The sequence below is a fragment of the Cupriavidus oxalaticus genome, assembly GCF_038900635.1.
Taxonomy (GTDB): Bacteria; Pseudomonadota; Gammaproteobacteria; order Burkholderiales; family Burkholderiaceae; genus Cupriavidus; species Cupriavidus oxalaticus_B.
The window spans coordinates 34915-59312 of record NZ_JAYMRX010000020.1; the positions used below are offsets into that span (position 1 = coordinate 34915).

Sequence of the window (24398 nt, forward strand, 5' to 3'; positions counted from 1 at the left end):
AGACATGGATATCAAACGCACCATCCTCTGGGTCATCTTCTCGATGTCCCTCGTGCTGCTCTACGACAACTGGCAACGCTCCCAAGGCCATGCGTCGATGTTCTTCCCGAGCGCGACGCAGCAGCAGGGCGCTTCGGCGCCGGCCGCCAGCGGCGCGGCCGCGCAGGGCGACGTGCCCAAGGCCAACGTCCAGCCGGGCGCAGCCGCCCCGGCCGCCGGCGCTGCGCCGCAGGCCGCCGCCCAGCCCGCCGGCGAGAAGATCGTGGTGACCACCGACACGGTGCGCGCCGAGATCGACACCGCCGGCGGCATCGTGTCGCGCCTGGAGCTGCTCAAGGAGCTCGAGAAGGACGGCAAGCCGGTGGTGCTGTTCGAGCGTGACAACGTGCGCACCTACATGGCGCGCTCGGGCCTGATCGGCGGCGACCTGCCCAACCACACCACGGTGTTCACCGCCGCGCCGGGCCCGCGCAGCCTGGATGGCGCCGAGCAGCTGCAGGTGGTGCTGACCGGCGAGAAGAATGGCGTGAAGCTGGTGAAGACCTACACCTTCCGCAAGGGCAGCTACGTGGTCGACTCCAAGTTCGACGTGACCAACGCGGGTACCGCGCCGGTTTCGCCGACGCTGTACCTGGAACTGGCGCGTGACGGCAGCAAGGTGGAGCAGTCGCAGTTCTACAGCACCTTCACCGGCCCGGCGATCTACACCGACGCCGACAAGTACCACAAGATCAGCTTCGAAGACATCGCCAAGGGCAAGACCAGCGTGCCGGCCGCGGCCAACAATGGCTGGGTGGCGATGGTGCAGCACTACTTTGCCTCGGCCTGGATTCCGCAGACCGGCAAGGAGCACAGCTTCTACGTCCAGCAGATCGATCCGAACCTGTACCGCGTGGGCATCCAGCAGCCGCTGGGCGAAGTGGCCCCGGGCGCCACGGTGAGCACCGATGCGCGCCTGTTCGCCGGTCCGCAGGAAGAGCACATGCTCGAGAAGATCGCTCCGGGCCTGGAGCTGGTGAAGGACTACGGCTGGCTGACCATCCTGGCCAAGCCGCTGTTCTGGCTGCTGGAGAAGCTGCACGGCTTCCTGGGCAACTGGGGCTGGTCGATCATCGCGCTGACGGTGCTGATCAAGCTGGTGTTCTTCCCGCTGTCGGCGGCGAGCTACAAGTCCATGGGCAAGATGAAGGACCTGCAGCCGCGCATGACCGCGATCCGCGAGCGTTACAAGAACGACCCGCAGAAGATGAACCAGGAGATGATGGGCCTGTATCGCACCGAGAAGGTCAACCCGCTCGGCGGCTGCCTGCCGATCGTGATCCAGATCCCGGTGTTCATCGCGCTGTACTGGGTGCTGCTGTCGTCGGTTGAGATGCGCGGCGCGCCGTGGCTGGGCTGGATCCATGACCTGTCGGTGCCGGATCCGTTCTACATCCTGCCGATCGTGATGGCTGTGTCGATGTTCGTGCAGACCAAGCTGAACCCGACGCCGCCGGATCCGGTGCAGGCCAAGGTCATGACGATCATGCCGCTGGTGTTCTCGGTGATGTTCTTCTTCTTCCCGGCCGGCCTGGTGCTGTACTGGGTGGTGAACAACATTCTGTCGATTGCGCAGCAGTGGCAGATTAATCGGATGCTGGGCAAGGGCAAGGCGGCGGTTGTGGCCAAGAGCTGATTGGCTGATCGCAGCAAACCGATGCAGTAACCATGAAGCCCGGCAGTGATGCCGGGCTTTTTGTTTGTTGTGTGACTGGAGGCCGAGGGCTTTTGCTGTGCTGGCGGTTTGCTCCCCTCTCCCGCCTGGCGGGAGAGGGGCCGGGGGTGAGGGCGGGCGTTTGCCAAGCATGGCGCGTTCGACTTCGTGGAGGCTCCGGCCCTCACCCCCACCCCTCTCCCGCGCGCGGGAGAGGGGAGCCATGTTCGTGCGGTGTTGGCTGCGGCAGGCGTTATGCAGGCGTATGCTACTGGCCTGCGCCTCACTGCCTGGAGAATCCCATGAGCTGGTCCGCCCGCCAATACGTTGCCTTCGAAGACGAACGCACCCGCCCGGTCCGCGACCTCGTTGCCGCCATCCCCAACGAGATCGTGCGCAACGCGGTGGATATCGGCTGCGGGCCGGGCAACTCCACCGAGGTGCTGCTGGGCCGCTACAACGGCGCGTCGATCACCGGCCTGGACAGTTCCGACGACATGGTCGACGCCGCGCGCAAGCGCCTGCCTGATGTGCAATTCCGCGTGGCCGACATCGGCGCCTGGGACGATCCCGGCCCGTACGACGTGATCCTGGCCAACGCCGTGCTGCAATGGCTGCCCGACCATGCCAGCCTGTTTCCCAAACTCGTTTCCAAACTCTCCGAAGGCGGCACGCTGGCCGTGCAGATGCCTGACAACCTGGAAGAGCCCGCGCACCGGCTGATGCGGCAGGTGGCGGCGGAAAGCCCGTGGGCAGAGAAGCTGGCAAGCGCCAGCAAGGCGCGCGCCGAGCGCTCACCTGCGCAGTGGTACTACGAACTGCTGCGCCCGCTGTGCCAGCGCGTGGATGTCTGGCTGACCACCTACCACCATCCGCTGACCGGCGGCGCGGCGGCGGTGGTGGAGTGGTTCAAGGGCAGCGGACTGCGGCCGTTCCTGCAGCCGCTGGACGAGGCCGGGCGCCTGGCGTACCTGGCGCGCTATGAAAGCGAGATCGCGAAGGCCTACCCCGCGTTGCCCGACAAGTCGGTGCTGCTGCCGTTCCCGCGGCTGTTTATCGTGGCAACGCGCTGAACGCCAACTTCCGGATCTGCCGGATCAGGCCGGCTTGTGGCACACCGCCTCGATGTTGTGCCCGTCCGGGTCCAGCACGAAGGCGCCGTAGTAATCCGGGTGGTAATGCGCCCGGAGCCCCGGCGCGCCATTGTCCCGTCCGCCCGCCTCGATCGCGGCGCGGTAGAACTTGTCCACAAGCTCGCGGCTGCCCACGCGGAACGCCACGTGGACCGGCGGCCGGTTTGGCTCACCCCGGTGGATCCAGAAATCCGGCTTGCCCGGTGGCCCGAAGCCTGCCACGTCAGTACTGCCGGTGACGCTGGCCGGAAATTCCTTGACGAGGCCGTAGCCGATGGCGCCCAACGCGCTCAGGTAGAACGCGCGGCTCTTAATGTAATCGCTGACGCTGACGCCGGTATGGTCGATCATGCTTGCTCCTTTGCAGGGGTTGGCTCAGGCCAGGTCCAGCACGCTCATGGTGGCGTTGAAGCGGCTCACCAGTACCGTTTCGCCGTGCACGTCCGCGAACACATCCGCCTCGACCACGATGATCGAGCGGCCGGACTTGAGCACGTCGGCACGGCAGCGCAGCCGTTCGCTGCGCACGGCCCTGAGCAGGTTGATCTTGAATTCCGCGGTGACCACGTGCTGGCCCGTTTCGAGGATGGTGGTAGCCGCCGCGCCCGCGGTATGGTCGGCCATGGTGGCCTGCACGCCCGCATGGACGATACCGCCGTGCTGCAGGTGACGCGGCGTGATGGCCAGCGTCGACTCGCACCAGCCTGGCCCGCAGTCCGCCAGCGTGATGCCAACGTCATTGACGAACGCGGCCTGGCGGAAGCCGGCGTCGATGGTGTCGCGCAGCAGCAGGCGCTCCTGTTCGGTGGTCATGGCGGATCCTCTTACGGTCACTGCATCACCAGGCGGTGTGCGCATTCCAGCGCGACGGCGGGCCGCTGTCAACCGCGGCAGCGCCTGATGCGACGCACCGAGGCATTCGCGCGTGCCGTCGCCTACACTGGTGGCATCTGCGTCCCGCACCGGCGCGCCTGACCGCATGAAGACCGCCATGACTGACGCCCAGCCGCCCAAGCTGCGCCGCAAGACGCAGCCGGTCGTTGCTTTTGCCGCGCTGACACAAGCAAGTCTGGCGCGGATCGACACGTCCCTGCAGGATTTGCTGCACCGCGACGAAGCCGAGGACCTGCACCAGCTGCGCGTGGCGGTGCGCCATGCGCGCGCGGTGCTGTGGGCGCTCGGGCCAGCGCTGCCACTGCTGGAACGCGACCGCTGGAAGCGCGAACTGCGCACACTGGCGCGAGCGACCAGCGAGGTGCGCGACTGGGACGTTTTCCTGGCCGAGACCGTGGCCCCGGCGCGCAAGAAGGAACCCGAGGACCCGGTGCTGGCCGCCGTGGCCGACACGGCCGCCAGACAACGCAACACGGCTCGCGCGGCCATGCTGGCGGCACTGGTCAGCTATCGCGACGGACAGTTGCCGGTCGTGCAGCGCGATCTCGCCCACCTGGGCCACCTTGCGGAAAAGGTCGCCGCCCAAGGCAAAGCCGGACGGTGCGACCGCCTGGGCCCGTTCGCGCGCCAGCGCGTGCGCCGCGGCCGCAAGCGGCTGCGCGCGCTGATGCAGGCCGCCCGAGGCGGCGACCCGCGCGCGGTGCATGACCAACGCATCGCAGGCAAGCGGCTGCGCTACACGATCGAGGCGCTGGCACCAGTGTTGCCGTCGCGCTATACCAGGCGGCTGCAGCGCAAGCTGGTCAGGCAACAGACTCGGCTGGGGGACTTTGTCGACGCCATGGTCGCGCGTCGGCTGATGCGCGAGTGCCTGGGCGTGCCGGAGCTGCCCGACGACGTGCCGCCGCCACCGCCCGGCGCGAGCTGACGCCCCGCCTGGCATGGCGGCCGACTTACCGCGCTGTGCGGCGTTCCTGCAAGTGCAACCCACGCCACGCCAACAGCAATCGATCTGCGACAATACCGCCATGACTGCTCCCCAGGTTCCCATTGCCGCCATCGCCACCGCGCCCGGACGCGGCGGCATCGGCGTGGTGCGCGTGTCGGGCCCCGATGTCGGCCCCGTCATGCGCGCCGTCTGCGGCCAGGCACTGAAGCCGCGCCATGCCACCTACCTGCCATTCCTCGACGGCCACGGCAAGGTCATCGACCACGGCCTCGCGCTGTACTTTCCTGCGCCCAATTCGTACACCGGCGAAGAGGTGCTGGAGCTGCAGGGCCACGGCGGCCCGGTGGTGATGCAGATGCTGCTGACGCGCTGCCTGCAGGCCGGCGACGGCATCGGCCTGCGCCTGGCCGAGCCGGGCGAATTCACGCGCCGCGCCTTCCTCAACGACAAGCTCGACCTGGCGCAGGCCGAGGCGGTGGCCGACCTGATCGAAGCCAGCACCGAAGCCGCGGCACGCTCCGCGGCGCGCTCGATGGAAGGCGAGTTCTCCAATGCGATCCGCACGCTGGTGGACAAGGTGATCCACCTGCGCATGCTGGTCGAGGCCACGCTGGATTTCCCCGAGGAAGAGATCGATTTCCTGGAGCAGTCCGACGCGCGCGGCCAGCTTGCGGCGATCCGCAATGAACTCGGCGGCGTGCTGGCGCAGGCGCGGCAGGGCGCGCTGCTGCGAGAGGGCCTGTCGGTAGTGCTGGCGGGCCAGCCCAACGTAGGCAAGTCTTCGCTGCTCAACGCCCTGGCCGGCGCCGAACTCGCCATCGTCACGCCGATCGCCGGCACCACGCGCGACCGCGTGCGCGAGACCATCCAGATCGACGGCATCCCGCTGCATATCATCGACACCGCCGGCCTGCGCGAGAACGCCACCGATGAAGTCGAGCGCATCGGCATCGAGCGCACCTGGGACGCGATCCGCCGCGCCGACGTCGTGCTGCACCTGGTCGACGCCACCGACTACCTGCGCCACGGCCTGTCCGAGATCGACGACGCCATCGACGACCAGCTCAGCGGGCATCTGCCACCGGGCTCGCCGATCGTGCGTGTGGTCAACAAGATCGACAAGGCGCCGGCCGTGGGCGACACGATGTTCGGCGGCAACCGCCCGCACGTGGTCGCCGCGAACGGGCCCAACCCGACCGAGATCTGGATCTCGGCGCGCACCGGTGCCGGCATCGAACTACTGCGGCGCGAGCTGCTGCGGCTGGTGGGCTGGCAATCCGGCAATGAAGGCACCTTCCTCGCGCGTGAGCGGCATCTGACGGCACTGCGGCAGGCGCAGTCGCACCTGGATGTGGCCGCCGAGCAGAGCGAGTGCCAGGCGCAGGCGCTTGACCTCTTTGCGGAAGAGTTGCGGCTGGCGCAGGAGCACCTGAACAGCATTACCGGCGAGTTCACCAGTGATGATTTGCTGGGGACGATTTTTACGCGGTTTTGTATTGGGAAGTGAGGCGGTCGCAACCGGAACGCGCCACCTTCTTCCCCCATGCGCCTCACCCTCATCACCTTCGGCACCCAGGGCGACTGCCGCCCCATCGTAGCCCTCGGCCTTGGCCTGCGCGACGCCGGGCATGACGTGCTGATGCTCGGCGAACGCTCCGCGGCGACGCTGGCCGCCGAGCATGGCCTGCCTTTCGCGCCGATGGCCGGGGATATCCAGCAAACCCTGCAGCCCGGCGGTGCCTTGCACAAGCTGATGATCGAGGGTGGCAACGTGGCCGAGGCCACGCGCGCGTTCGGGCGTATTGCGGAGGACAACGCCGAGGCGTGGATGGCGCAGCTGGCGGAGGCGGCGCGCGATGCGGATGGCATTGTGTTTTCGGGACTGACGGCTTATGTGGCGCTGTCCGTGGGCGAGCAGCTGGGCAAGCCTGTGATCGGCGCGGGCATGTTCCCGATCTCGCCGACGCGGGATTTCCCTTCGGCCTTGCTGCCGCCGTTCCGCATGCCAGGCTGGGCCAATCGGGCCAGTCATGCGGTGATCAACTTCGTGCTGTGGCGGATGTTCCGCAATGCCACCAACGCGGCGCGCGCGAAGCTGTTCGGCGTGGCGCCGCGCCGGGCGATGTGGCGCGATTTCCCTTCGCTGTACGCGATCTCGCCGCACCTGGTGCCGCGCCCGCGCGACTGGCATGCGGACTGGCTGGTCACTGGCGCGTGGGGCATGCCGGCGCAGCCGGACTGGCAGCCGGGCGCAGCGCTGCGCGAATTCCTGGCGGCCGGCGCGCCGCCGCTGTATATCGGCTTTGGCAGCATGGCGGGCTTTGACCGGCAGAAGGTGGTCAATGCCATGGTGCGGGCCGTCGATGGCCGGCGCGCGCTGTTCTATCCGGGCTGGTCCGGCATCGATGTATCCGCGCTGCCGGCCAGTTTCCATGTGATCGGCGCCACGCCGCATGACTGGCTGCTGCCGCGCGTGGCCGCGGCGATCCACCATGGCGGCGCCGGCACCACGCATGCGGTGGCGGCGGCCGGTGTGCCGTCGATCGTGCTGCCGTTCGCGGGCGACCAGTTCTTCTGGGCGGGACGCCTGGCGGCGCTGGGCGTGGCGCCGGCGTACGTGCCGGGGCACAAGATCGATGCGGCGCGGCTGGCGTCGATGATCGCGTTCACCGAGCACGCGGAGACGCGCGACAAGGCCGCCGCGCTGGGTCGCGCCGTTGCGGCGGAGCGCGGGGTGGAACACGCGGTGGCCGCAATCGCGCGCTTCTGCGCCCGGGGTAGCGCATAATCGCGCTTTCGCCTTTTTGCATGCCGCCAGGCAGCACCGCCAGATGTTGAACCGTACCCAGCAGATCCTCATTGCCATCGTCGCCGTGGCTGTCCTTGGCATGTTGTGGCTTGCCGGCAATGAGCGGCATGAGGATGCCGCCGCACCCGCGGAATCCGCGGCACCGGCGCAGGCCAGCGCGCCCCTTGCCGCGGCCAGCGACGTGCGCGGTGTGCCGCGCGACGGCACGCTGGACCCGATCAGCATCGACCCGCAGCGCCCCGCCGACCGCCTGCCGCAATACCAGGCCAGCGCGATCCTGGACGACTACCGCAACGATCCCAAGGCCGCCGATGCGCGTTACCTGGATCGCTACGTGATCGTCGAAGGCGTCGCCAGCGGCGTGCGCCGCGAGGGCGAGCAAGTGTTTGTCGATATCCGCACCAACGATCCCGCCGCCAATGTGCGCGCCTTGCTGCTGCAGCGGCAGATCTGCGGCCCGGCGGGACGGGTCTGCGAAGTGGAGGCCCGCGCGACCATGGTGCGGCGCGGCCAGAAGGTGGCGGTGGAATGCAATGGCGCCGGGCTGGCCGATGGCGCGCCGCTGCTGCGCGACTGCCTGCTGCGCGGTGGCGCCAACTGAGCGCAAGCCTGAACCGGAGAACCTGCGATGCAATCCGTGCTGTCCGTGCTTGCGCTCATCATCCTGGCGGCGACCGCCGCCGGCCTGGCTTCGCCGCGCTGGCTCAGCGAGACCCTGCTGGGCGGCAGGCCCGTGACGCGGCTGCAGGTCGCGGTGGTAGGCCTGTGCCTGGCTGCGTTCTGCCTGATCCTGGTGGGTCGGCTGGCGCAGGGCGGGGCGGGCGGCTGACGCGCCACGCCGGCGCAGCAGCGCCGGTTTTGCGCCTCTATTCCGGGAATCGGCTGGCGCCGGCAGCGCCTACAGTGTGAAGGCACGCTGCCCGCATAGCGCGCTCGCGGCGGTGCCTCAAGCATCCAGGATTCCCATGAACAAAGCCCTGCTGGCCGCCAGCGTCGGCCTGCTGCTGTGCGGCTGCTCGACCTACCAGGCCGTGACCCCGGTCGACCACCTCGACCGTTCCGATCCCAATACCGCGTTCCAGGTGCCTGCCGGCGGCGGCCCGCGCGGCGACTACGGCGCCAACGGCATGCTGCTGTGCGTGGTGGTGAACCCCGTGAGCGGCAACAACTATGTCGAGGCCTTCCGTGCCTCGCTGGAGCAGCGCAATTTCGAGGTAAAGATGTTGCAGGCCGAGGCGGCGGCGCCGCTGGCGTGCCCGATGGTGGCGTATTACACCGCGCGCAGCGCCTGGTTCTGGACGTCATACCTGGACAGCGTGGACATCACCGTCTTCCGCCAGGGCGACCGCGTCGGCAAGGCGATCTACAGCGCCAACCGCAGCGCCGGCGGACTCAACCTGAGCAACTTTGTGGATCCGGCGTCCAAGTTGAACGAGCTGGTCGAGCAGCTGTTCCCGGGCATGCTGCCGGCGCCGGCGGCCGGCACGCCGCAGGCACCGGCGACGGGAGCCTGATCAGGCAAGAGACCTGACCCTTCCACCGCACTCGGCAAACCCGGCTCAGCGCTCCAGCCGGCCCAGCCGCACCACGGTCACGCCGGGGCGAAGCTGGCGCAGCGAAGGCATCACCAGCACGCAGTCGGGATACGGCGTCACCACCGGCTCGCCATCGCGCCAGCCGATCACCGAGCCTGCCTCGGCAAAGGTCTCCAGGCCGGTATAGGGGCCGGCGAAGCGGAAATCCATGCTGGCGGCAACCACCGGCTCGGTCACGCGTACCACCCGCTGCGCGGCGGGCAGCGGCTGCAGCCAGCCGGCGGGCAGGTCGGCGGCGTCGACCACGCCGGCGTGCAGCAGGAAGCGCGCGGTGCTGTCCTGCGCCACCGTCACGGCAGCGGGCTCCCAATGCTGGCCGCACTCGATCAGCAGCGCGTTGCGCGGGCTGGCGGGATCGCCGAAGCCGTCGTAGTCGCGCATGCGGCGGCCTTCGGGGTGGCCTTCGTCGACGATCACGTCGGCCGGCGCGCCCAGCGCGCGCGACAGAGCGATGCCCTTGTCGAGCGGGCCCGAGACGATCAGCGGGCGGCTTTTCTCATGCATCGAATGCAGGTCGAGCAGCAGGTCGACGGTGTCGATCACCGGGCGCATGGCGCGCGCGCGGCGCAGTTCGGAGGAATCGCGGCTGGTGTCGTCCAGCGTGGCGGCGGTCCATACGCGGTTGAAGTCCTGATCGACGAAGCGCGAGGCGTCGGGCCTGGTCGGGTCGAAGCTGTGGTAGGCGTCGACGTTGGCGAAGGCCAGCGTCAGGCGGCCGCGCCGCGGGCGCAGGTTGTGGTCGAGCAGCGCCTTGACGGCGATGGCGCCGCAGACCTCGTTGCCGTGGGTGAGGGCGTTGACCATCACGTGCGGGCCGGGCTGGCCGCTGTCGAAGGTGTACAGGTAGGGGATGCCGGTGTTGCCGGTGGCGTACGGGCGGATGTCGGGGAAGGCGACGTCGACGGGGTAGGCGTCGAGGTGGGTGGGGTGGGTCATGGGAATCGGTGCTATCAGGAGGTGCCCGGCAGGTCGGTGGCTGGCGGGTCGGGATTTATTTTGAGGGGGGTAGTGGTACTGGCAGGCGCCGGCCCTCACCCCCGGCCCCTCTCCCGCGAGCGGGAGAGGGGAGCAAACCGGTGGCTGGAGAACAGGCGCCAGTCATTACGCATGCTGGCTGTGGTCTCCCCTCTCCCGCCTGCGGGAGAGGGGCGGGGGTGAGGGCCGGCGCTGGCAGAAACGACCACGCCCGCGCTACCCCTCACTCACGAATCCCGGCCGCCTGCACGATCGTCCGGTAACGCCCCGTCTCGCGCTTGATAAAGCTGCCGAACTGGGAAGGATTACCAGGCGTCACTTCCACACCGGCCTCGGCCAGCTTCTTCTTCACGTCCGGCATCGCCAGCACGGCCTGCATCTCGGTGTTGAGCCGCTCGACCACCGGCTTGGACAGGTTGGCCGGCCCCATCAGGCCAAACCATACGCCCATGTCGACCCCCTTCAGCGCCGGCGTCTCGGCCAGCGCCGGCACGTTCGGCGCCACCGCGGCGCGCCTGGCGCCGGTCACGCCATAGGCCTGCACGCGGCCCGCCTGGATATGCGGCAGCGCCGACGACAGCACCATCACCGCCAGGTCGATCTGGCCGCCGAGCAGGTCGGTGGCCATGGCCGAGGCGCCCTTGTACGGCACGTGGGTGATATTGACGTTGCCCTGCTGCTTGATCAGCTCGCCGGCCAGGTTCAGCGGCGTGCCAACGCCCGACGACGCATACGACAGCTTGCCCGGCTGCGCCCTGGCCAGCGCGATCAGCTCGGCGGCGTTCTTGGCCGGCAGGCCCGGCTTGCCGACCAGCACCATCGGCTGGGTGCCGACGAAGGTCACCGGCGCCAGATCCTTCTCGCCGTCGTAGCGCACCGCGGCGTTGGTCAGGCGCGCGATCGACACCTCGCTGCCCGAGCCCATCAGCAACGTGTAGCCGTCGGCCTCGGCCTTGACCACCTTGGACGCGCCGATGGTGCCGCCGGCGCCGCCCAGGTTCTCGATGACCACGCTCTGGCCGAGGCGCTTGCCCAGCTCCGGCGCGATGGTGCGGGCGACGAGGTCGACGCTGCCGCCGGCGGTATAGCCCACCACCAGCGTGATCGGCTTGGCGGGCCAGGTGCTGGCAAAGGCGCCGCCGGTGGCAGTGGCAAGGCAGAGTGCGGCAGCGGCCGCGCGCAGGATGGTTTTCATGGTCTTGGCTCTGGGGTCCCGGAATAGATGTTGTGACCCGATGTTAGTGAGCGCGGGGCGGGCCGGGATGCGGCTTTGGCAAGGGGGGTTGCCGATTCGGCAATGGTGGCGCAAGGGCCGCAACTAGCGCGGCGCCGCCACCGCGGCGCGCCAGAACGCCTCGGCCAGCGGCCGCATCGGCGCGCGCGGGCGGTACAGGCGGATATCGAGGGCAAGGTCGCCGCCTTCGTCGGTCCCCGCGGCGGTGGCGACGATCGCCCGCACCAGCCGCCCCGCGTGCAGGTCGTCGGCAATCAGCCGCGCGGGCAGCCACGCCAGGCCCATGCGCTGGCGCACCATTTCGTGCACCGACTCGGCAAAGTCGCTGACCGCGATCACGTCCAGCCGCGGCGCCAGCTTGCGGCGCGCGATCTCCTGGTTGACCATGCGCCCCAGCGTCAGGGTCTCGGCATAGGCGATCATCGGCACCGGCTTTTCCTTCGCTGCCTTGCCGGTGCGCAGCCGGTGCAGCGGCGCGCCGTGCGCGTCGGCTGCGCTGACGCAGACCAGCCGCTCCACGCCGGCCAGGTGGAACTGGTAGCGCGCGTCGTCCAGCATCACCGGCAGGTCGGGCGGGCTGTAGCACAGCAGGAAATCGGCATCGCCCTCGGCGAACATCGCCAGCGCGTCGTGCATGGGGAAGGTCGACAGCCGCGTGCGGAAGCCCGCCGCGGCCGGGTCGCCGCGCAGCGTCTCGCGCAGGCCGGACAGCCACGCCGGCACCATCGAGCGCGCCAGCGTCTTGCCGGTGGCGATGGTCACGGTGCTGGCGTCGGCCCGATGCGCGGCGCGCAGTGCCAGCCGCGTTTCCTCCAGCGTGCGCAGCGCGCCCTGCGCGGCTTCCAGGAACAGGCGGCCCTCGGCGGTGAGGCGCACCGGGAACACGCTGCGGTCGATCAGCGGGGCGCCCGCCCACACTTCCACGGCCTGCATGCGCCGGCCGAACGCGGGCGGGGTCACGTTGCGCAGCTCGGCGGCGCGCGCCAGGCTGCCGGCCTGCGCCAGGCAGACGAAGTCTTCGAGCCAGCGGATATGCATGGAAGCGGGCGGTGGGGTTGGTCTGCCCTCATTATCGGCAAAACAAGGATGGGTTTTGCTACGCCTGCGCCACGCGCCGGCGCCAGCCGTGCGGCGTCTCGCCGGTCCAGCGTTTGAATGCATGCGTGAACGCGCTCTGCTCGGAATACCCCAGCCGCATCGCGCACTGCGCCAGGCTGACCGCGGGATCGGCCAGGTATTGCTCGGCCAGCGCACGCCGCAAGTTATCCACAAGCTGTGAATAACTGATGCCCTGCGCCTGCAGGCGTCGCTGCAATGTGCGCACCGGCAGCCGCAGGTGCGCGGCCACGTCGGCGATGGGCAGCTCGCCGTCCTGCAGGCGGGCGCTGATGTAGGCACGCGCCTGCGCCAGTTCGTCGGCGCCGGCGGGGACGCGAAGCTGCAGTTGCGAGTCGGCGATGCGCGTCATCTGCGCCTGCATGTCGGCATCGGCCTGCAGCGAAGGCAGGGCCAGCAGCGCCGGGGCGATGTGCATGGCATGGCGGCCGGTGCCGAAGGCGACCGGGCAGCCGAACACCTCGGCATGCAGGCTGGTGTCGGCTGGAGCGGGGTGCGGGAATTCAACCTGCGTGGCGATGTAGCGGTCACCGATCAGCCAGCGCGCGAACACCGTCCACGTAGCCATGTGCAGCTCATGCGCGTGGCGCGACAGCGGTCCGTGCTGCGCGGCCCAGGTCATGCACGCCGTGCCCGGCGCCTCGACCAGGCGGGTGCGGCCGATATCGTAGGCCAGCACCTCATAGCGTATGCCCTGCAGGATGGCGTCGCGCACGGTCGGCGTGGTCAGCACCACATAACCCATCTCGCCATAGTGGCGCGGCACGAAGGCGGCCCCGGCGCGCAGCCCGACATGCGGATCGCCGGTGGCGTCGCCTAGCCAGTCGAGCAGCGCGAGGTAGGCGGCACCCGGGATGCGCGTGGCGATCGGCGCACCGCTGGCGCCGAGGATGTCGGCCGCCACGCCGACGGCGCGCAGCTGGTCGGCGGCGGCAATGCCCTGGCGTTCGCCGTGGTCGAGCACGGCGCGCAGGTAAGCGAGCGACACGGTGCCAGATACCGTGGCACCGCCGGCGGGCGGGATGGCGCGTGGCATCAAATCACCTGTCATACGAAATCAAGACGGGGCACCGATCTTTATCCAAACTACAGGTAGCGTCAATGCGGGCAGATCCCGCCCTGAAACCCGCCCTGACAACAACACCGACGCACAGGAGACCACATGCCCCCGCATTCCCAACCTGCGCCGCAACGGGGCGCGGATGCCGGCGCCGAGGCGCTGCACGCGCTGTCGCGCCGCGGCTTCCTCAAGGTCGGACTCGGCTTCTCGGCCGCGCTCGCGTGTACCGCGCTGGTGCCGTCGCTGGCCGGCTGCAGCGCCGCCGATGCCGCGCCTCAGGCCGGCATGGCCTGGCTGCGGCCCGACGACGTGGCCATGTTCCGCGCGCTGCTGCCGGCCGTCGTCACCGATCTTGCCGAGGCGCCGCCGCCGCGGCGCGAGGCCCTGGTGCAGGAGACGCTGCGCAATATCGACACCAGCTGCGCCGCGATGAACGCCGGCGCGCAGGCCGAGCTGCGCAAGCTGTTCGGCCTGCTCGCCAGCACGCCGCTGCGCTGGGCGCTGGCCGGCATCCGCCAGCCGTGGGACGCCACCACGCCGGCGCAGGTCCAGGCCTTCCTGGAACGCTGGCGCGCCAGCCGGCTGGCCACGCTCAATGCCGGCGCGGTGGTGCTGGTCAAGCTCGCCAGCGTGAGCTACTACGTGCTGCCTGCCGCCTGGGCGGGCAGCGGTTATCCCGGCCCCAATGCGCCGGTCTACAAGGCGCTGCACGCCTGAAACCCGACATGGCCATCGACAATCTCTACGACGCCGGCATCGCCGCCGGCTGGAAGGTGCTGGATGCCGCCACCTTCACCACCTCCCGCACGCTCGACGCGGACGTTGTCATCGTCGGCAGCGGCGCGGGCGGCGGCATCAGCGCCGAAACGCTGAGCCGCGCCGGACTGCGCGTGGTGCTGCTGGAAGAAGGCGCGCTGCGCACCTCCGACAGCTTCCGCGACATGGACGAGAACCGCGCCTACCGCGAGCTCTACCAGGAGGCCGCGGCGCGCACCACGGCCGATGGCGCCATCGCCATCCTGCAGGGCCGCGCCGTCGGCGGCAGCACCACGGTGAACTGGTCGTCCAGCTTCCGTACGCCGCCGCAGACGCTGGCGCACTGGGCCGAGCACCACGCCGTCAGCGGCCACGGCGAAGCCGACATGGCGCCGTGGTTCGCGCAGGTCGAAGCGCGCCTGGGCATCGCGCCCTGGGCCATGGCGCCCAACCCCAACAACGACGTGCTGCGCCGCGGCTGCGAAAAGCTGGGCTGGGAGTGGCACGTCATCCCGCGCAACGTGAAGGGCTGCTGGAACTCCGGCTATTGCGGCTTCGGCTGCCCGGTCAATGCCAAGCAGTCGATGCTGGTATCGACCATCCCGGCGGCGCTGGCGGCCGGCGCGACGCTGGTGCACCGGGTGCGGGTACGCACGCTCGAACACGACGGGCAGCGCGTGCAATCGGTCATCGGCGAAGCGCTCGGTGCCGATGGCCGCACGCCCACCGGCGTGGGCGTGACCGTGCGCGCGCGCCACGTGGTCGTCGCCGGCGGCGCCATCAACACACCGGGGCTGCTGCTGCGCTCGCGCGTGCCGGACCCGCATGGACGGCTGGGCGTGCGCACATTCATCCATCCGGTGAATATCAGTATCGCCGTCATGCCGGAGCAAATCGATCCTTATTATGGCGCGCCGCAATCGGTAGCCTCCGACCACTTCCAGTGGGCCAACGGCGCCACCGGCCCGATGGGCTACAAGCTGGAGGTACCACCGCTGTTCCCCGGCATCAGCGCCGGCGTGCTCAACGGCATGGGCGACGCGCTGCGGCGCGATATCGCGCAGCTGCCCAACACCAACGCCATGCTGGCGCTGCTGCGCGACGGTTTCGTGCCGCAGAGCGAGGGCGGGCGCGTGCGGCTGGCCGCCGACGGCAGCCCGCTGCTCGACTACGAGATGAGCGACTACGCCTGGGACGGCGTGCGCCGCGCATGGCTGAGCATGGCGCAGGCGCAGTTCGCCGCGGGCGCGGTCAAGGTGCGGCCGGCCCACCTGGATGCCACCGACTACCGCAGCTGGCCCGAAGCGCGCGACGCGATCGCGAGGCTGCCGCTCAAGCCGTTCCGCACGGCGCTGTTCACCGCGCACCTGATGGGCGGCTGCGGCATGAGCGACGACCCCCGCCGCGGCGTGGTGGACAGTCATGGGCGCCACCACCAGCTGGCCAACCTGTCGGTGTTCGACGGCTCGGTCTTCCCCACCAGCGTAGGCGCCAATCCGCAGTTGTCAGTGTTCGCGCTGACGGCACAGAATGCAGAGACGCTGGCCCGACGCATCACGGCATGATGGGGTCGGCGCAGCTGCAGTGCGATAGCCCACACAGGCGCCGGATTTAGAATAGCCATTCCAATTCAGCGCTTGTGAAACGCTCGGAGCCGTGGATAGGCTTCATACAGCTGTTTCAAGCATCCGTATGCCGCCAGAGCTGGGAGCGGAACAGCGAAGATATTTGAAAGGGGTTTACGGCAGCACCGGAGAGAGACGCCCCCATGAAGACCGGCAGAAGCTCGGCAGGAGACACCAAGGCCCGGATTCTCGACGCCACGGAGAAATTGTTCATCGAGGTCGGCTACGAAGCCACCTCGCTCAGGCAAGTCACTTCACGTGCCATCGTCAACCTGGCGGCCGTGAACTATCACTTCCGCAGTAAAGACATCATGATGCACGCCGTGCTGAGCCGGCGGCTCGATCCGCTCAACGCGCGGCGCCTGGCGCTGCTCGATGCGTGCGAAGCGAGCTGGCCCGGCGCAGGCATCCGCTGCGAGCACGTAATGGGCGCGCTGTTCGTGCCCGCGCTGCAGATGGCGCGCGAACCCGCGGTGGGCGGCCCATCGTTCCTGCGGCTGCTCGGACGCGTGTATTCGGACACCTCGCCCTTTATCCGGCAGTATTTGCTGGAGCACTACGCACCGGTGTACGGGCGCTTCTTCGATGCCTTTGCGCGCGCCCTTCCCGCATTGCCGCGGAATGAGCTTGGCACGCGCCTGCAGTTCGCGCTGAAGGCACTGTCGGGCGTGCTGGCCGGCGAGGAGCTGTGCAACCTGCTGCCCGCGTTTACGCAAGGCAGGCCGATGAGCGACGCGCAGGTGCTGGCCAACCTGACGGCAATGGTCGAGGCAGTGCTGAACGTGGCGACCCCCGATGCGCAGTCGCAATCGGCCTTCCAGTCGGTGTTTGACCTCGCGGCATCGCAGCAGGCTTTACCGCCTGCCAGCGCGCAAGAGCATGACGCCGCGCTGGCGGCAACGGTGCCGGACACGGCCGCCGCAACCTCCACAACGAGCACCACAACGAGCGCCGCAGTCACCGCGGCGACCATCGGCAAGGCCCGCGAGAGCGCACGCACCGTGCGCAATGCGGGCACCAGGCCCGCCGCCGCTGCCACCGTGGCCGTGCGCGAGCGCGAGCATGCCGTGAGTTTCCCCAGCAACCCGCTGGATGACTGGATGCGAATGCGCAGCCGGACATAGCGGCCGCGGGACGCTGAAGAAGAATTTGGTTCTGAGTGCAAAAAAAACCAGTGGCTGGTGCCACTGGTTCTGTCGTTTCCTTCCCCGCTTGTTTGCTCCCTCTCCCGATTGCGCGAGAGGGGAGCAAACCGGCATTAAGCGTTACTGCGCCACCGGTTGCTGCCCCGCCGGCGCCGGCTGCTGCGCCACCGCGCTGTCCTCCTTCAACCCGCCACCCAGCGCGCGATACAGGTCGATTGCGTTGTTCAGGCGCAGCTGCCGCGCCTGGATCAGCGCCTGCTCCGCGGTGAACAGCTGGCGCTGCGCATCGAGTTCGTCCAGGTAGCTGGCCACGCCGCTGCGGAAGCGCAGGCGCGACAGCTCGTAGCGCGCGGCTTCGGCATCGCGCACCTGTTCCTGGCCGGTGACCTGGTCTTCCAGCGTGCCGCGTGCCACCAGCGCATCCGCCACTTCCGCGAAGGCCGTCTGGATGGTCTTCTCGTAGTTGGCGATCTGGATGTTCTTGCGCACGTTGGCCAGATCCAGGTTCGACATGTTGCGGCCATAGTCGAAGATCGGCAGCGTCAGCTGCGGCGCGAACGACCATGCGCGCGTGCCGGCATCGAACAGCCCGGAGAACGTCGGGCTGATGGTGCCCACGCTGGTGGTCAGCGAGATGCGCGGAAAGAACGCCGCGCGCGCCGCGCCGATATTGGCGTTGGCCGACAGCAGCTGCTGCTCGGCCTGGCGGATATCGGGACGCTGCTCCAGCAGCTCCGACGGCAGGCCCGCCGGGATATCGCTGATGATGCGCTCGTCCGACAGCCGCATCGGCTCGGGCAGGTTCTCGATGGTGCCGATGGGCTTGCCCACCAGCACTTCGAGCGCGTTCTGCGCCTGCGCGCGCTGTCGTGCCAGCTGCGCCGCGGAGACGCGTGCCTGCGCCACCAGCGACTCGTTGTCGCGCAGGTCCAGCGCCGAAGTGGCGCCCGCTTCGAAGCGTCGCTTGGCCAGCCCGTAGGTGCTTTCACGCGCCTGCAGCGTGTTGCGTGCCAGCTCGTACTGCTCGGCAAAGGAGCGCTCGGCCAGGTAGGCCTTGGCGACTTCCGACACCAGCGAGATATACGCCGAGCGGTGCGCTTCTTCGGTGGAGAAGTACTGCGCCAGCGCGGCATTGGACAGGCTGCGCACGCGCCCGAAGAAATCGAGCTCGTACGAAGAGATGCCCAGGCCGACCCGGTAGACCTCGGTCACCCCCGGCTGGCCCAGCACGGTGGCCGCCTCGGCCGGAGTGGTGCGGGCCCGGGTGTAGCCGCCTTCCACATTGATCGTGGGCAGCAGGTCGGCGCGCTGCACCTGGTAGGTGGCGCGCGCTTCCTCGATGCGCAGCGCGGCCTGGCGCAGGTCGCGGTTGTTGTCCAGCGAGGTGGCGATCAGCGCCTGCAGGCGCGGGTCGCGGAAGAACTCGCGCCAGCCGATGTCGGTCGCGCGGCGGGCCTCGCCGCTCTTCACCTCGGCCGTGGCATAGCCTTCCGGTGCCACCGGGAAGCTGCCGGCCACCGGCGGGGCGGGGCGCTCATATTTGGGCGCCAGCGTGCAGCCGCTCAGAACGCCGGCCACCAGCAGCAGTGTGGTCAGGGTCTTGGTCATGTCAGATTTCCTCTTGCGGGTCATGCCACTTCTTGTCCAGCATGCGCTGGCGCTCGCTGCCCTTGAAGCGCTTGCGCACCACGACGAAGAAGACCGGCACCAGGAAGATCGCCAGCACCGTGGCCGTGATCATCCCGCCCATCACGCCGGTACCGATGGCGCGCTGGCTGCCCGAGCCCGCGCCGGTGGCAATCGCCAGCGGCAGCACGCCCAGGATGAACGCCATCGACGTCATCAGGATCGGTCGGAAACGCAGGTGCACCGCTTCCAGCGTGGCTTCGATCAGGCCCTTGCCTTGCGCCTGCAGGTCCTTGGCGAATTCCACGATCAGGATGGCGTTTTTCGCCGACAGGCCGATCGTGGCGATCAGGCCCACCTTGAAGTACACATCGTTGGGCATGCCGCGCAGCGTCACGCCGAGCAGCGCGCCGAGCACGCCCAGCGGCACCACCAGCAGCACCGAGAACGGGATCGACCAGCTTTCATACAACGCGGCCAGGCACAGGAACACGATGATCAGCGACAGCGTGTACAGGATCGGTTCCTGCGAGCCGGCCAGGCGTTCTTCATACGACTGGCCCGACCACTCGAAGCCGAAGCCCGGCGGCAGCTTGGCGAAGTTCTCTTCCATGGCGCGCATGGCTTCACCGGTACTGCGTCCCGGCGCGGCCTGGCCCGCGATCTTCACCGCCGGCATGCCGTTGTAGCGCTCCAGGCGCGGCGAACCCATGATCCACCTGGAAGTCGCGAACGCCGCGAACGCGACCATGTCGCCGTTGCTGTTCTTCACGCGCAGCTTGGTCAGGTCGTCCGGCAGGCGGCGGTCGGCACCGTCGGCCTGCACGATCACCTTGCGCACCCGGCCTTCATAGATGAAGTCGTTGACGTAGCTGGAGCCGAACGCGATCGACAGCGTCGAGTTGATCTCGGCCACCGACACGCCCAGCGCACGCGCCTTCTCGCGGTCGATGTCGATCTGCAGCTGCGGCGCGTCTTCCTGGCCTTCGGGGCGCACGCCCATCAGCACCGGGTTCTGCGCGGCCATGCCGAGCATCATGTTGCGCGCTTCCATCAGCTTGGCGTGGCCCTGGCCGGTGCGATCCTGCAGGCGGAAGTCGAAGCCCGAGGAGTTGCCCAGCTCGGAAATCGCCGGCGGATTGAGCGGGAAGATGATCGCGTCCTTGATGAACGACAGCGCGCCGAAGGCACGGCCGACCAGCGCCTGCGCGGTTTCGCCGTCGCCGGTGCGCTCCTTCCAGTCCTTCAGCCGCACGAACGCAATACCGCCGTTCTGGCCGCGGCCGAAGAAGGAGAAGCCCGCCACCGTGATCATCTGGTCCACTACCTTGCTTTCCTTCTGCAGGTAGTAGTCCTCGATCTGCTTGAGCACGCCGATGGTACGGTCCTGCGTGGCGCCGTTGGGCAGCTGCACCACCGTGATCATGTAGCCCTGGTCTTCATCGGGCAGGAACGACGACGGCAGGCGCTTGAACAGCACCACCACGCCCGCGATGATCAGCGCGTAGATGATCAGGTAGCGGCCGGTGCGCTTGAGGATGCGCGCGACCACGCCCTGGTAGCCGGTCGACGCCGTGGCGAAGGTGCGGTTGAACCAGCCGAAGAAGCCCTTCTTCTCATGGTGATGGCCAGCTTCCACCGGCTTGAGCAGCGTCGCGCACAGCGCCGGGGTCAGCGTCAGCGCCAGCAGCGCCGAGAATGCCATCGAGGCGATCAGCGACAGCGAGAACTGGCGGTAGATGTTGCCCACCGAGCCGGAGAAGAACGCCATCGGGATGAACACCGCGGTCAGCACCAGCGTGATGCCGACGATGGCGCCGGTGATCTGGCCCATGGCCTTGCGTGTCGCTTCACGTGGCGAGAGTCCTTCCTCGCTCATGATCCGTTCGACGTTTTCCACCACCACGATGGCATCGTCCACCAGGATACCGATCGCCAGCACCATGCCGAACATGGTCAGCACGTTGATGGAGAAGCCGAACGCCAGCAGCGCGCCGAACGTGCCTAGCAGCGCGATCGGCACCACCAGCGTCGGGATGATGGTGGCGCGGAAGTTCTGCAGGAACAGGTACATCACCAGGAACACCAGCACCACGGCTTCCAGCAGCGTCTTGATCACTTCCTCGATCGAGATCTTGACGAAGGCCGAGGTGTCGTAAGGCACCGTGTACTGGTAGTCCGCCGGGAAGGTCTTCGACAGCTCTTCCATCTTGGCGCGCACCGCGGTGGCGGTGGCCAGCGCGTTGCCGGTCGGGGCCAGCTTGATGGCGATGGCCGCCGACGGCTTGCCGTTGGTGCGGGCCAGCGTCGAGTAGTCGGCGCCGCCCAGCTCCACGCGGCCCACGTCCTTGATGCGCACCGACGAACCGTCGGGGTTGGTGCGCAGCAGGATGTTAGCGAACTGCTCGGGCGTGGTCAGCCGGCTTTCGGTGGTAACGGTGGCGTTCAGCTCGGTGCCCTTGGGCGAGGGCGTGCCGCCCAGTTCGCCCACGGCGACCTGCACGTTCTGCTCGCTTACCGCGGCGGTCACGTCCAGCGGCGTCAGGTTGTAGCCGGTCAGCTTGGACGGGTCCAGCCAGATGCGCATGGCGTACTCGGTGCCGAACAGGTCGGCCTGGCCCACGCCCGGTACGCGGCGGATCGAATCGATCACCTGCGCCGAGACATAGTTGCCGAGCTGGATCGCGCTGGCCGTGCCGGACTTGGACGACACGGTCAGGAACATCATGTAGTTGTTCCCGGCCTTGTCCACGCGCACGCCCTGCTGGCGCACTTCCGCCGGCAGGCGCGCTTCCACGCGCTTGAGGCGGTTCTGCACTTCGACCGAGTTCAGGTCGACGTTGGAACCCGGCGCGAACGCGATGGTGATCGTCGCCAGGCCGGTCGATTCGCTGGTCGAGTTGTAGTAGAGCAGGTTGGGGGCGCCGTTAAGCTCCTGCTCGATCACCGAAGTGACGGAATCCTCCAGCGTCTTGGCCGACGCACCCGGATAGGTGGCGGTGACCGAGATCGTAGGCGGGGCGATGTTCGGGTATTGCGCGATCGGCAACTGCATGATCGACAATATCCCGCCCAGCACGATGATCAGCGCGAGCACCCACGCGAACACCGGCCGGTCGATAAAAAACTTGGCCATAAGACTGGCTCCCTCTTTGTCTAGCCCTGTGTGCCACGGCGGCTGGCTTCAGCTGCCGCGGCGCGGCGGTGTTCAGCCTTTCTTGCCCTCGGCCTTCGCTTCCTGCCTGGCCTCGGCCTTGGGGGCCGAGGCGGGGGCGGCGGAAGCCGAAGCCGAAGCCGGCGTGGCGGCCGGTGCCGAGGCATCCGCCTGCACGAACGGCACCGGCTTGGCCGGCGCGCCGACCTTGACCTTCTGCAGGCCCTCGACGATCACCTTCTCGCCGCCCTTCAGGCCTTCGGTCACAACCCAGCGGTCGCCGATGGCCTGCGGCGCCTTGACCGGCACCGAGGCGACATTGCCGTCGTTGCCGACCACCAGCACAGTGGCGCCCTGCGCGCCGCGGATCAGCGCCCGCTGCGGCACGGTCAGCGCGTTCTCGTCCACGCCCTGCTCGATCTTCACGCGCACGAAGGTGCCCGACAGCAGCTCGCGCTTCGGGTTGGGAAACTGCGCGCGCAGCGTGATCGCGCCGGTGGTCGGATCGACCGTCATGTCCGAGAACAGCAGCTTGCCGGTGTGCTCGTACTCGCGCCCGTCTTCCACATACAGGTGCACGTTGGCGCCGCCGTTGACGCCCTTGACCATGCCCGACTCGATGGCGCGGCGCAGGCGGGTGACTTCCGAAGCCGGCTGGGTGAAGGTGACCCACATCGGGTCGATCTGCTCCACCAGCGCCAGCTTGGTCGCCTCGCCCTTGCCCACCAGCGCGCCCTCGGTCACCAGCGCGCGGCCGGCGCGGCCGCTGATCGGCGCGGTCACGGTGGTGTAGCCCAGGTTGATCTGGGCGGTGCGCACGGCGGCCTTGGCCGATGCCACGTCGGCATTGGCCTGGCCGGCGGCGGCCACGGCGTCGTCATATTCCTGCTTGCTGACCGCGTTGACGGCCACCAGCGGCTTGTAGCGCTCGGACTTCAGGCGCGCCGACACGGCGTTGGCCTCGGCACGCTGCAGCGCGGCCTGGGCCGACGACAGCTCGGCCTGGTAGGGAGCCGGGTCGATGCGGAACATCACCTGGCCGGCCTTCACTTCGCCGCCCTCGGTGTAATTGCGCGACAGCACGATGCCTTCTACGCGAGCGCGCACTTCGGCCGTGCGCACGCCTTCCAGGCGGCCCGGCAGTTCATTGACGACGGCGACCGGCGACGGCGTCACGGTAACCACGCCGACTTCGGGCGGCGGCGGGGCGCCGCCCTCGGCCTTCTTGTCGCCGCAGGCAGTGAGCGCCAGCGCCGAGAGCGCGGCGGCTGCAAAGGTGGCAACGCAACTGATACGTTGGGACTTCCTCATCGATAACCCCATGATGGCAATTTGAGATCTGCCGCATCGCCCCGACTTGCCTTCTCAGGAAAGCGGAAAAGACGCAGCCCGCCGCAATGTTTGCGGCGGATAAAAGCGTGATGCTAGCCACAAATCGCGTCGACGCGGTGACGAATGCGACGAACGGTGGCTTTTATATGACGACTGGATTGTTGACCGGCAGGCCTGCGCAAGGAGTCGCCCAAGGTGCTGGCTATGTCACAGGGGGCGGCTGGCCGAAAGCCGAACGAGCGCGTATTATATATACATTCAAGCATGTATGTTAAGTCGATTCATCAGCAGGGGCTTTCGGGCGCACATCGCGTCGGGCGGATCCGGTGAGAACCATCGAATCCCAGCGAAAAGCCGGCAAACCTGATCCGGTATCCGGCGCAAACCGCCGACTCGGGTTAGGATGCGCGCCGTCCTGTCGGACCCAGGGCTTGCGACAACATCGCCATGTGACGACAACGACCCGCCGCGCGGCTTGCGTGGCAGCGGGGAGATTCAACACGCCGGACCGTGGCCATGGGCCGCCGGCATATGAGACAGAAATGGTCAGACGCACCAAGGAAGAGGCGCTCGAAACGCGCCACCGGATTCTCGACGCGGCCGAAACCGTGTTCCACGCCCGCGGCGTGGCACGGCCGTCGCTAGCCGACATCGCCGAGGCGGCGGGGGTCACCCGTGGCGCGATCTACTGGCACTTCAAGAACAAGAGCGATGTGTTCGCCGCCATGTGCGACCGCGTGCATCTGCCGGTGGAAGCGCTGTGCGATCCGGAGCGCATCGCGCGCCAGGAAGACCCGCTTGGCGGCGTGCGCGACATCTGCGCCTATGTCATGCGCCAGACCGTGGTGAACCCGCGCCTGCGCCGCGTCTTCGAGATCATCTTCCACAAGTGCGAGATGGTGCAGGACAACGGCGCCATCTTCGAGCGCCAGCGCCAGTCGCACAAGGAAGGCCTGGTCAAGATCCGCGAGCACCTGCGCCTGGCGCGCGAGCGCGGCCAGCTGCCGGAGGACCTGGACCTGGACCTGGCCGTCAACGCCTTCCACGCCTGCATCGGCGGCGTGCTGGCGCACTGGCTGTTCTCGCCGGAGGACTTCGACCTCGACGCCAATGCCGAGCGCATGGCGGACGCCTTCATCGATACCCTGAGATTGTCCCCCGCGCTGCGGCTCGGCTATGTGCCGCGCCCGATGGCGCAGCTCGACGACGAACTGTCGACGCTGTGCGAGCAGGCCTGCATGAAGGCCGAGAAGGCCACGGGCCTGGACACCAGCGACCTGGTGCCCTGATCCCCCGACTCCC

Annotated in this window: 21 protein-coding genes; 12 read left to right on the forward strand and 9 right to left on the reverse strand. The window is 68.5% G+C overall.

Translation table 11 applies throughout. The features are described from left to right. Positions 1 to 4 precede the first annotated feature (4 nt). Entirely contained in the window at positions 5 to 1675 is a 1671-nt protein-coding gene (gene yidC, locus VSR71_RS25715; RefSeq protein ID WP_342916605.1) for a membrane protein insertase YidC, read from the forward strand. 320 nt (positions 1676 to 1995) lie between these two features. Continuing rightward, positions 1996 to 2766, forward strand: a complete 771-nt coding sequence (gene tam / locus VSR71_RS25720) for a trans-aconitate 2-methyltransferase (protein WP_342916606.1) — start codon at positions 1996 to 1998, stop codon at positions 2764 to 2766. A 24-nt stretch (positions 2767 to 2790) separates the two neighbouring features. Here the strand turns inward: tam and VSR71_RS25725 are convergent, their stop codons facing one another. Next, complete coding sequence (locus tag VSR71_RS25725; RefSeq protein WP_342916607.1) at positions 2791 to 3177, reverse strand: VOC family protein; 387 nt, start codon at positions 3175 to 3177, stop codon at positions 2791 to 2793. Positions 3178 to 3201: 24 nt separating this feature from the next. Further along, a complete protein-coding gene (locus VSR71_RS25730; protein ID WP_342916608.1) occupies positions 3202 to 3639 on the reverse strand; it encodes a PaaI family thioesterase in 438 nt (145 codons plus the stop codon). A gap of 178 nt (positions 3640 to 3817) precedes the next feature. On the opposite strand from VSR71_RS25730, the gene VSR71_RS25735 reads away from it, so the two are divergent. The 6 genes from VSR71_RS25735 to VSR71_RS25760 all read left to right on the forward strand — a co-directional run bounded on the left by VSR71_RS25735 (position 3818) and on the right by VSR71_RS25760 (position 8992). Then, entirely contained in the window at positions 3818 to 4648 is an 831-nt protein-coding gene (locus tag VSR71_RS25735) for a CHAD domain-containing protein (RefSeq protein WP_342916609.1), read from the forward strand. 100 nt (positions 4649 to 4748) lie between these two features. Further along, the gene (gene mnmE, locus VSR71_RS25740) at positions 4749 to 6176 is read left to right on the forward strand and encodes a tRNA uridine-5-carboxymethylaminomethyl(34) synthesis GTPase MnmE (protein ID WP_342916610.1); all 1428 of its coding nucleotides are present in this window, start codon (positions 4749 to 4751) and stop codon (positions 6174 to 6176) included. Positions 6177 to 6212: 36 nt separating this feature from the next. Continuing rightward, the gene (locus tag VSR71_RS25745) at positions 6213 to 7457 is read left to right on the forward strand and encodes a glycosyltransferase (protein WP_342916611.1); all 1245 of its coding nucleotides are present in this window, start codon (positions 6213 to 6215) and stop codon (positions 7455 to 7457) included. Between the two features lie 43 nt (positions 7458 to 7500). Then, a complete protein-coding gene (locus tag VSR71_RS25750) occupies positions 7501 to 8079 on the forward strand; it encodes an OB-fold putative lipoprotein (RefSeq protein ID WP_342916612.1) in 579 nt (192 codons plus the stop codon). 27 nt (positions 8080 to 8106) lie between these two features. Next, entirely contained in the window at positions 8107 to 8307 is a 201-nt protein-coding gene (locus VSR71_RS25755; protein WP_029046432.1) for a hypothetical protein, read from the forward strand. 136 nt (positions 8308 to 8443) lie between these two features. After that, positions 8444 to 8992, forward strand: coding sequence for an Sbal_3080 family lipoprotein (locus tag VSR71_RS25760; protein ID WP_342916613.1), 549 nt, complete (start codon positions 8444 to 8446; stop codon positions 8990 to 8992). 45 nt (positions 8993 to 9037) lie between these two features. Here VSR71_RS25760 and VSR71_RS25765 read toward each other — a convergent pair whose 3' ends face one another. The 4 genes from VSR71_RS25765 to VSR71_RS25780 form a co-directional block, all read right to left on the reverse strand. After that, complete coding sequence (locus tag VSR71_RS25765) at positions 9038 to 10009, reverse strand: M14 family metallopeptidase (protein ID WP_342916614.1); 972 nt, start codon at positions 10007 to 10009, stop codon at positions 9038 to 9040. A gap of 262 nt (positions 10010 to 10271) precedes the next feature. Continuing rightward, positions 10272 to 11243 (reverse strand): tripartite tricarboxylate transporter substrate binding protein, encoded by a 972-nt coding sequence (locus tag VSR71_RS25770; protein ID WP_342916615.1) that lies wholly within the window; start codon positions 11241 to 11243, stop codon positions 10272 to 10274. A 123-nt stretch (positions 11244 to 11366) separates the two neighbouring features. Next, positions 11367 to 12320, reverse strand: coding sequence for a LysR substrate-binding domain-containing protein (locus VSR71_RS25775; protein WP_342916616.1), 954 nt, complete (start codon positions 12318 to 12320; stop codon positions 11367 to 11369). Between the two features lie 58 nt (positions 12321 to 12378). Beyond that, positions 12379 to 13434 carry an AraC family transcriptional regulator gene (locus tag VSR71_RS25780; protein WP_342916617.1) on the reverse strand — a complete coding sequence of 352 codons (1056 nt, stop codon included), beginning with the start codon at positions 13432 to 13434 and terminating at the stop codon, positions 12379 to 12381. A 126-nt stretch (positions 13435 to 13560) separates the two neighbouring features. Here VSR71_RS25780 and VSR71_RS25785 point away from each other — a divergent pair, with 126 nt between their 5' ends. From VSR71_RS25785 to VSR71_RS25795, 3 genes are all read left to right on the forward strand, one after another. Next, positions 13561 to 14175: a hypothetical protein gene (locus VSR71_RS25785; protein WP_342916618.1), complete on the forward strand. Its 615-nt coding sequence runs from the start codon at positions 13561 to 13563 to the stop codon at positions 14173 to 14175. Between the two features lie 8 nt (positions 14176 to 14183). Continuing rightward, positions 14184 to 15779 (forward strand): GMC family oxidoreductase, encoded by a 1596-nt coding sequence (locus VSR71_RS25790; protein ID WP_342916619.1) that lies wholly within the window; start codon positions 14184 to 14186, stop codon positions 15777 to 15779. A 203-nt stretch (positions 15780 to 15982) separates the two neighbouring features. After that, complete coding sequence (locus VSR71_RS25795; RefSeq protein ID WP_342916620.1) at positions 15983 to 16963, forward strand: TetR/AcrR family transcriptional regulator; 981 nt, start codon at positions 15983 to 15985, stop codon at positions 16961 to 16963. Positions 16964 to 17104: 141 nt separating this feature from the next. Here VSR71_RS25795 and VSR71_RS25800 read toward each other — a convergent pair whose 3' ends face one another. The 3 genes from VSR71_RS25800 to VSR71_RS25810 form a co-directional block, all read right to left on the reverse strand. After that, positions 17105 to 18592: an efflux transporter outer membrane subunit gene (locus VSR71_RS25800; protein ID WP_342916621.1), complete on the reverse strand. Its 1488-nt coding sequence runs from the start codon at positions 18590 to 18592 to the stop codon at positions 17105 to 17107. A 1-nt stretch (position 18593) separates the two neighbouring features. Further along, positions 18594 to 21746 carry an efflux RND transporter permease subunit gene (locus VSR71_RS25805; RefSeq protein WP_342916622.1) on the reverse strand — a complete coding sequence of 1051 codons (3153 nt, stop codon included), beginning with the start codon at positions 21744 to 21746 and terminating at the stop codon, positions 18594 to 18596. 72 nt (positions 21747 to 21818) lie between these two features. Further along, a complete protein-coding gene (locus VSR71_RS25810) occupies positions 21819 to 23075 on the reverse strand; it encodes an efflux RND transporter periplasmic adaptor subunit (protein WP_342916623.1) in 1257 nt (418 codons plus the stop codon). A gap of 563 nt (positions 23076 to 23638) precedes the next feature. Here VSR71_RS25810 and VSR71_RS25815 point away from each other — a divergent pair. Continuing rightward, positions 23639 to 24385 carry a TetR family transcriptional regulator gene (locus VSR71_RS25815; RefSeq protein ID WP_342916624.1) on the forward strand — a complete coding sequence of 249 codons (747 nt, stop codon included), beginning with the start codon at positions 23639 to 23641 and terminating at the stop codon, positions 24383 to 24385. Positions 24386 to 24398: the final 13 nt, after the last annotated feature.

Coding starts and splice junctions, on each gene's coding strand:
- yidC (WP_342916605.1), top strand. CDS start 5: ATGGATATCAAACGCACCATCCTCTGGGTCATCTTCTCGATGTCCCTC.
- tam (WP_342916606.1), top strand. CDS start 1,996: ATGAGCTGGTCCGCCCGCCAATACGTTGCCTTCGAAGACGAACGCACC.
- VSR71_RS25725 (WP_342916607.1), bottom strand. CDS start 3,177: ATGATCGACCATACCGGCGTCAGCGTCAGCGATTACATTAAGAGCCGC.
- VSR71_RS25730 (WP_342916608.1), bottom strand. CDS start 3,639: ATGACCACCGAACAGGAGCGCCTGCTGCTGCGCGACACCATCGACGCC.
- VSR71_RS25735 (WP_342916609.1), top strand. CDS start 3,818: ATGACTGACGCCCAGCCGCCCAAGCTGCGCCGCAAGACGCAGCCGGTC.
- mnmE (WP_342916610.1), top strand. CDS start 4,749: ATGACTGCTCCCCAGGTTCCCATTGCCGCCATCGCCACCGCGCCCGGA.
- VSR71_RS25745 (WP_342916611.1), top strand. CDS start 6,213: ATGCGCCTCACCCTCATCACCTTCGGCACCCAGGGCGACTGCCGCCCC.
- VSR71_RS25750 (WP_342916612.1), top strand. CDS start 7,501: ATGTTGAACCGTACCCAGCAGATCCTCATTGCCATCGTCGCCGTGGCT.
- VSR71_RS25755 (WP_029046432.1), top strand. CDS start 8,107: ATGCAATCCGTGCTGTCCGTGCTTGCGCTCATCATCCTGGCGGCGACC.
- VSR71_RS25760 (WP_342916613.1), top strand. CDS start 8,444: ATGAACAAAGCCCTGCTGGCCGCCAGCGTCGGCCTGCTGCTGTGCGGC.
- VSR71_RS25765 (WP_342916614.1), bottom strand. CDS start 10,009: ATGACCCACCCCACCCACCTCGACGCCTACCCCGTCGACGTCGCCTTC.
- VSR71_RS25770 (WP_342916615.1), bottom strand. CDS start 11,243: ATGAAAACCATCCTGCGCGCGGCCGCTGCCGCACTCTGCCTTGCCACT.
- VSR71_RS25775 (WP_342916616.1), bottom strand. CDS start 12,320: ATGCATATCCGCTGGCTCGAAGACTTCGTCTGCCTGGCGCAGGCCGGC.
- VSR71_RS25780 (WP_342916617.1), bottom strand. CDS start 13,434: ATGCCACGCGCCATCCCGCCCGCCGGCGGTGCCACGGTATCTGGCACC.
- VSR71_RS25785 (WP_342916618.1), top strand. CDS start 13,561: ATGCCCCCGCATTCCCAACCTGCGCCGCAACGGGGCGCGGATGCCGGC.
- VSR71_RS25790 (WP_342916619.1), top strand. CDS start 14,184: ATGGCCATCGACAATCTCTACGACGCCGGCATCGCCGCCGGCTGGAAG.
- VSR71_RS25795 (WP_342916620.1), top strand. CDS start 15,983: ATGAAGACCGGCAGAAGCTCGGCAGGAGACACCAAGGCCCGGATTCTC.
- VSR71_RS25800 (WP_342916621.1), bottom strand. CDS start 18,592: ATGACCAAGACCCTGACCACACTGCTGCTGGTGGCCGGCGTTCTGAGC.
- VSR71_RS25805 (WP_342916622.1), bottom strand. CDS start 21,746: ATGGCCAAGTTTTTTATCGACCGGCCGGTGTTCGCGTGGGTGCTCGCG.
- VSR71_RS25810 (WP_342916623.1), bottom strand. CDS start 23,075: ATGAGGAAGTCCCAACGTATCAGTTGCGTTGCCACCTTTGCAGCCGCC.
- VSR71_RS25815 (WP_342916624.1), top strand. CDS start 23,639: ATGGTCAGACGCACCAAGGAAGAGGCGCTCGAAACGCGCCACCGGATT.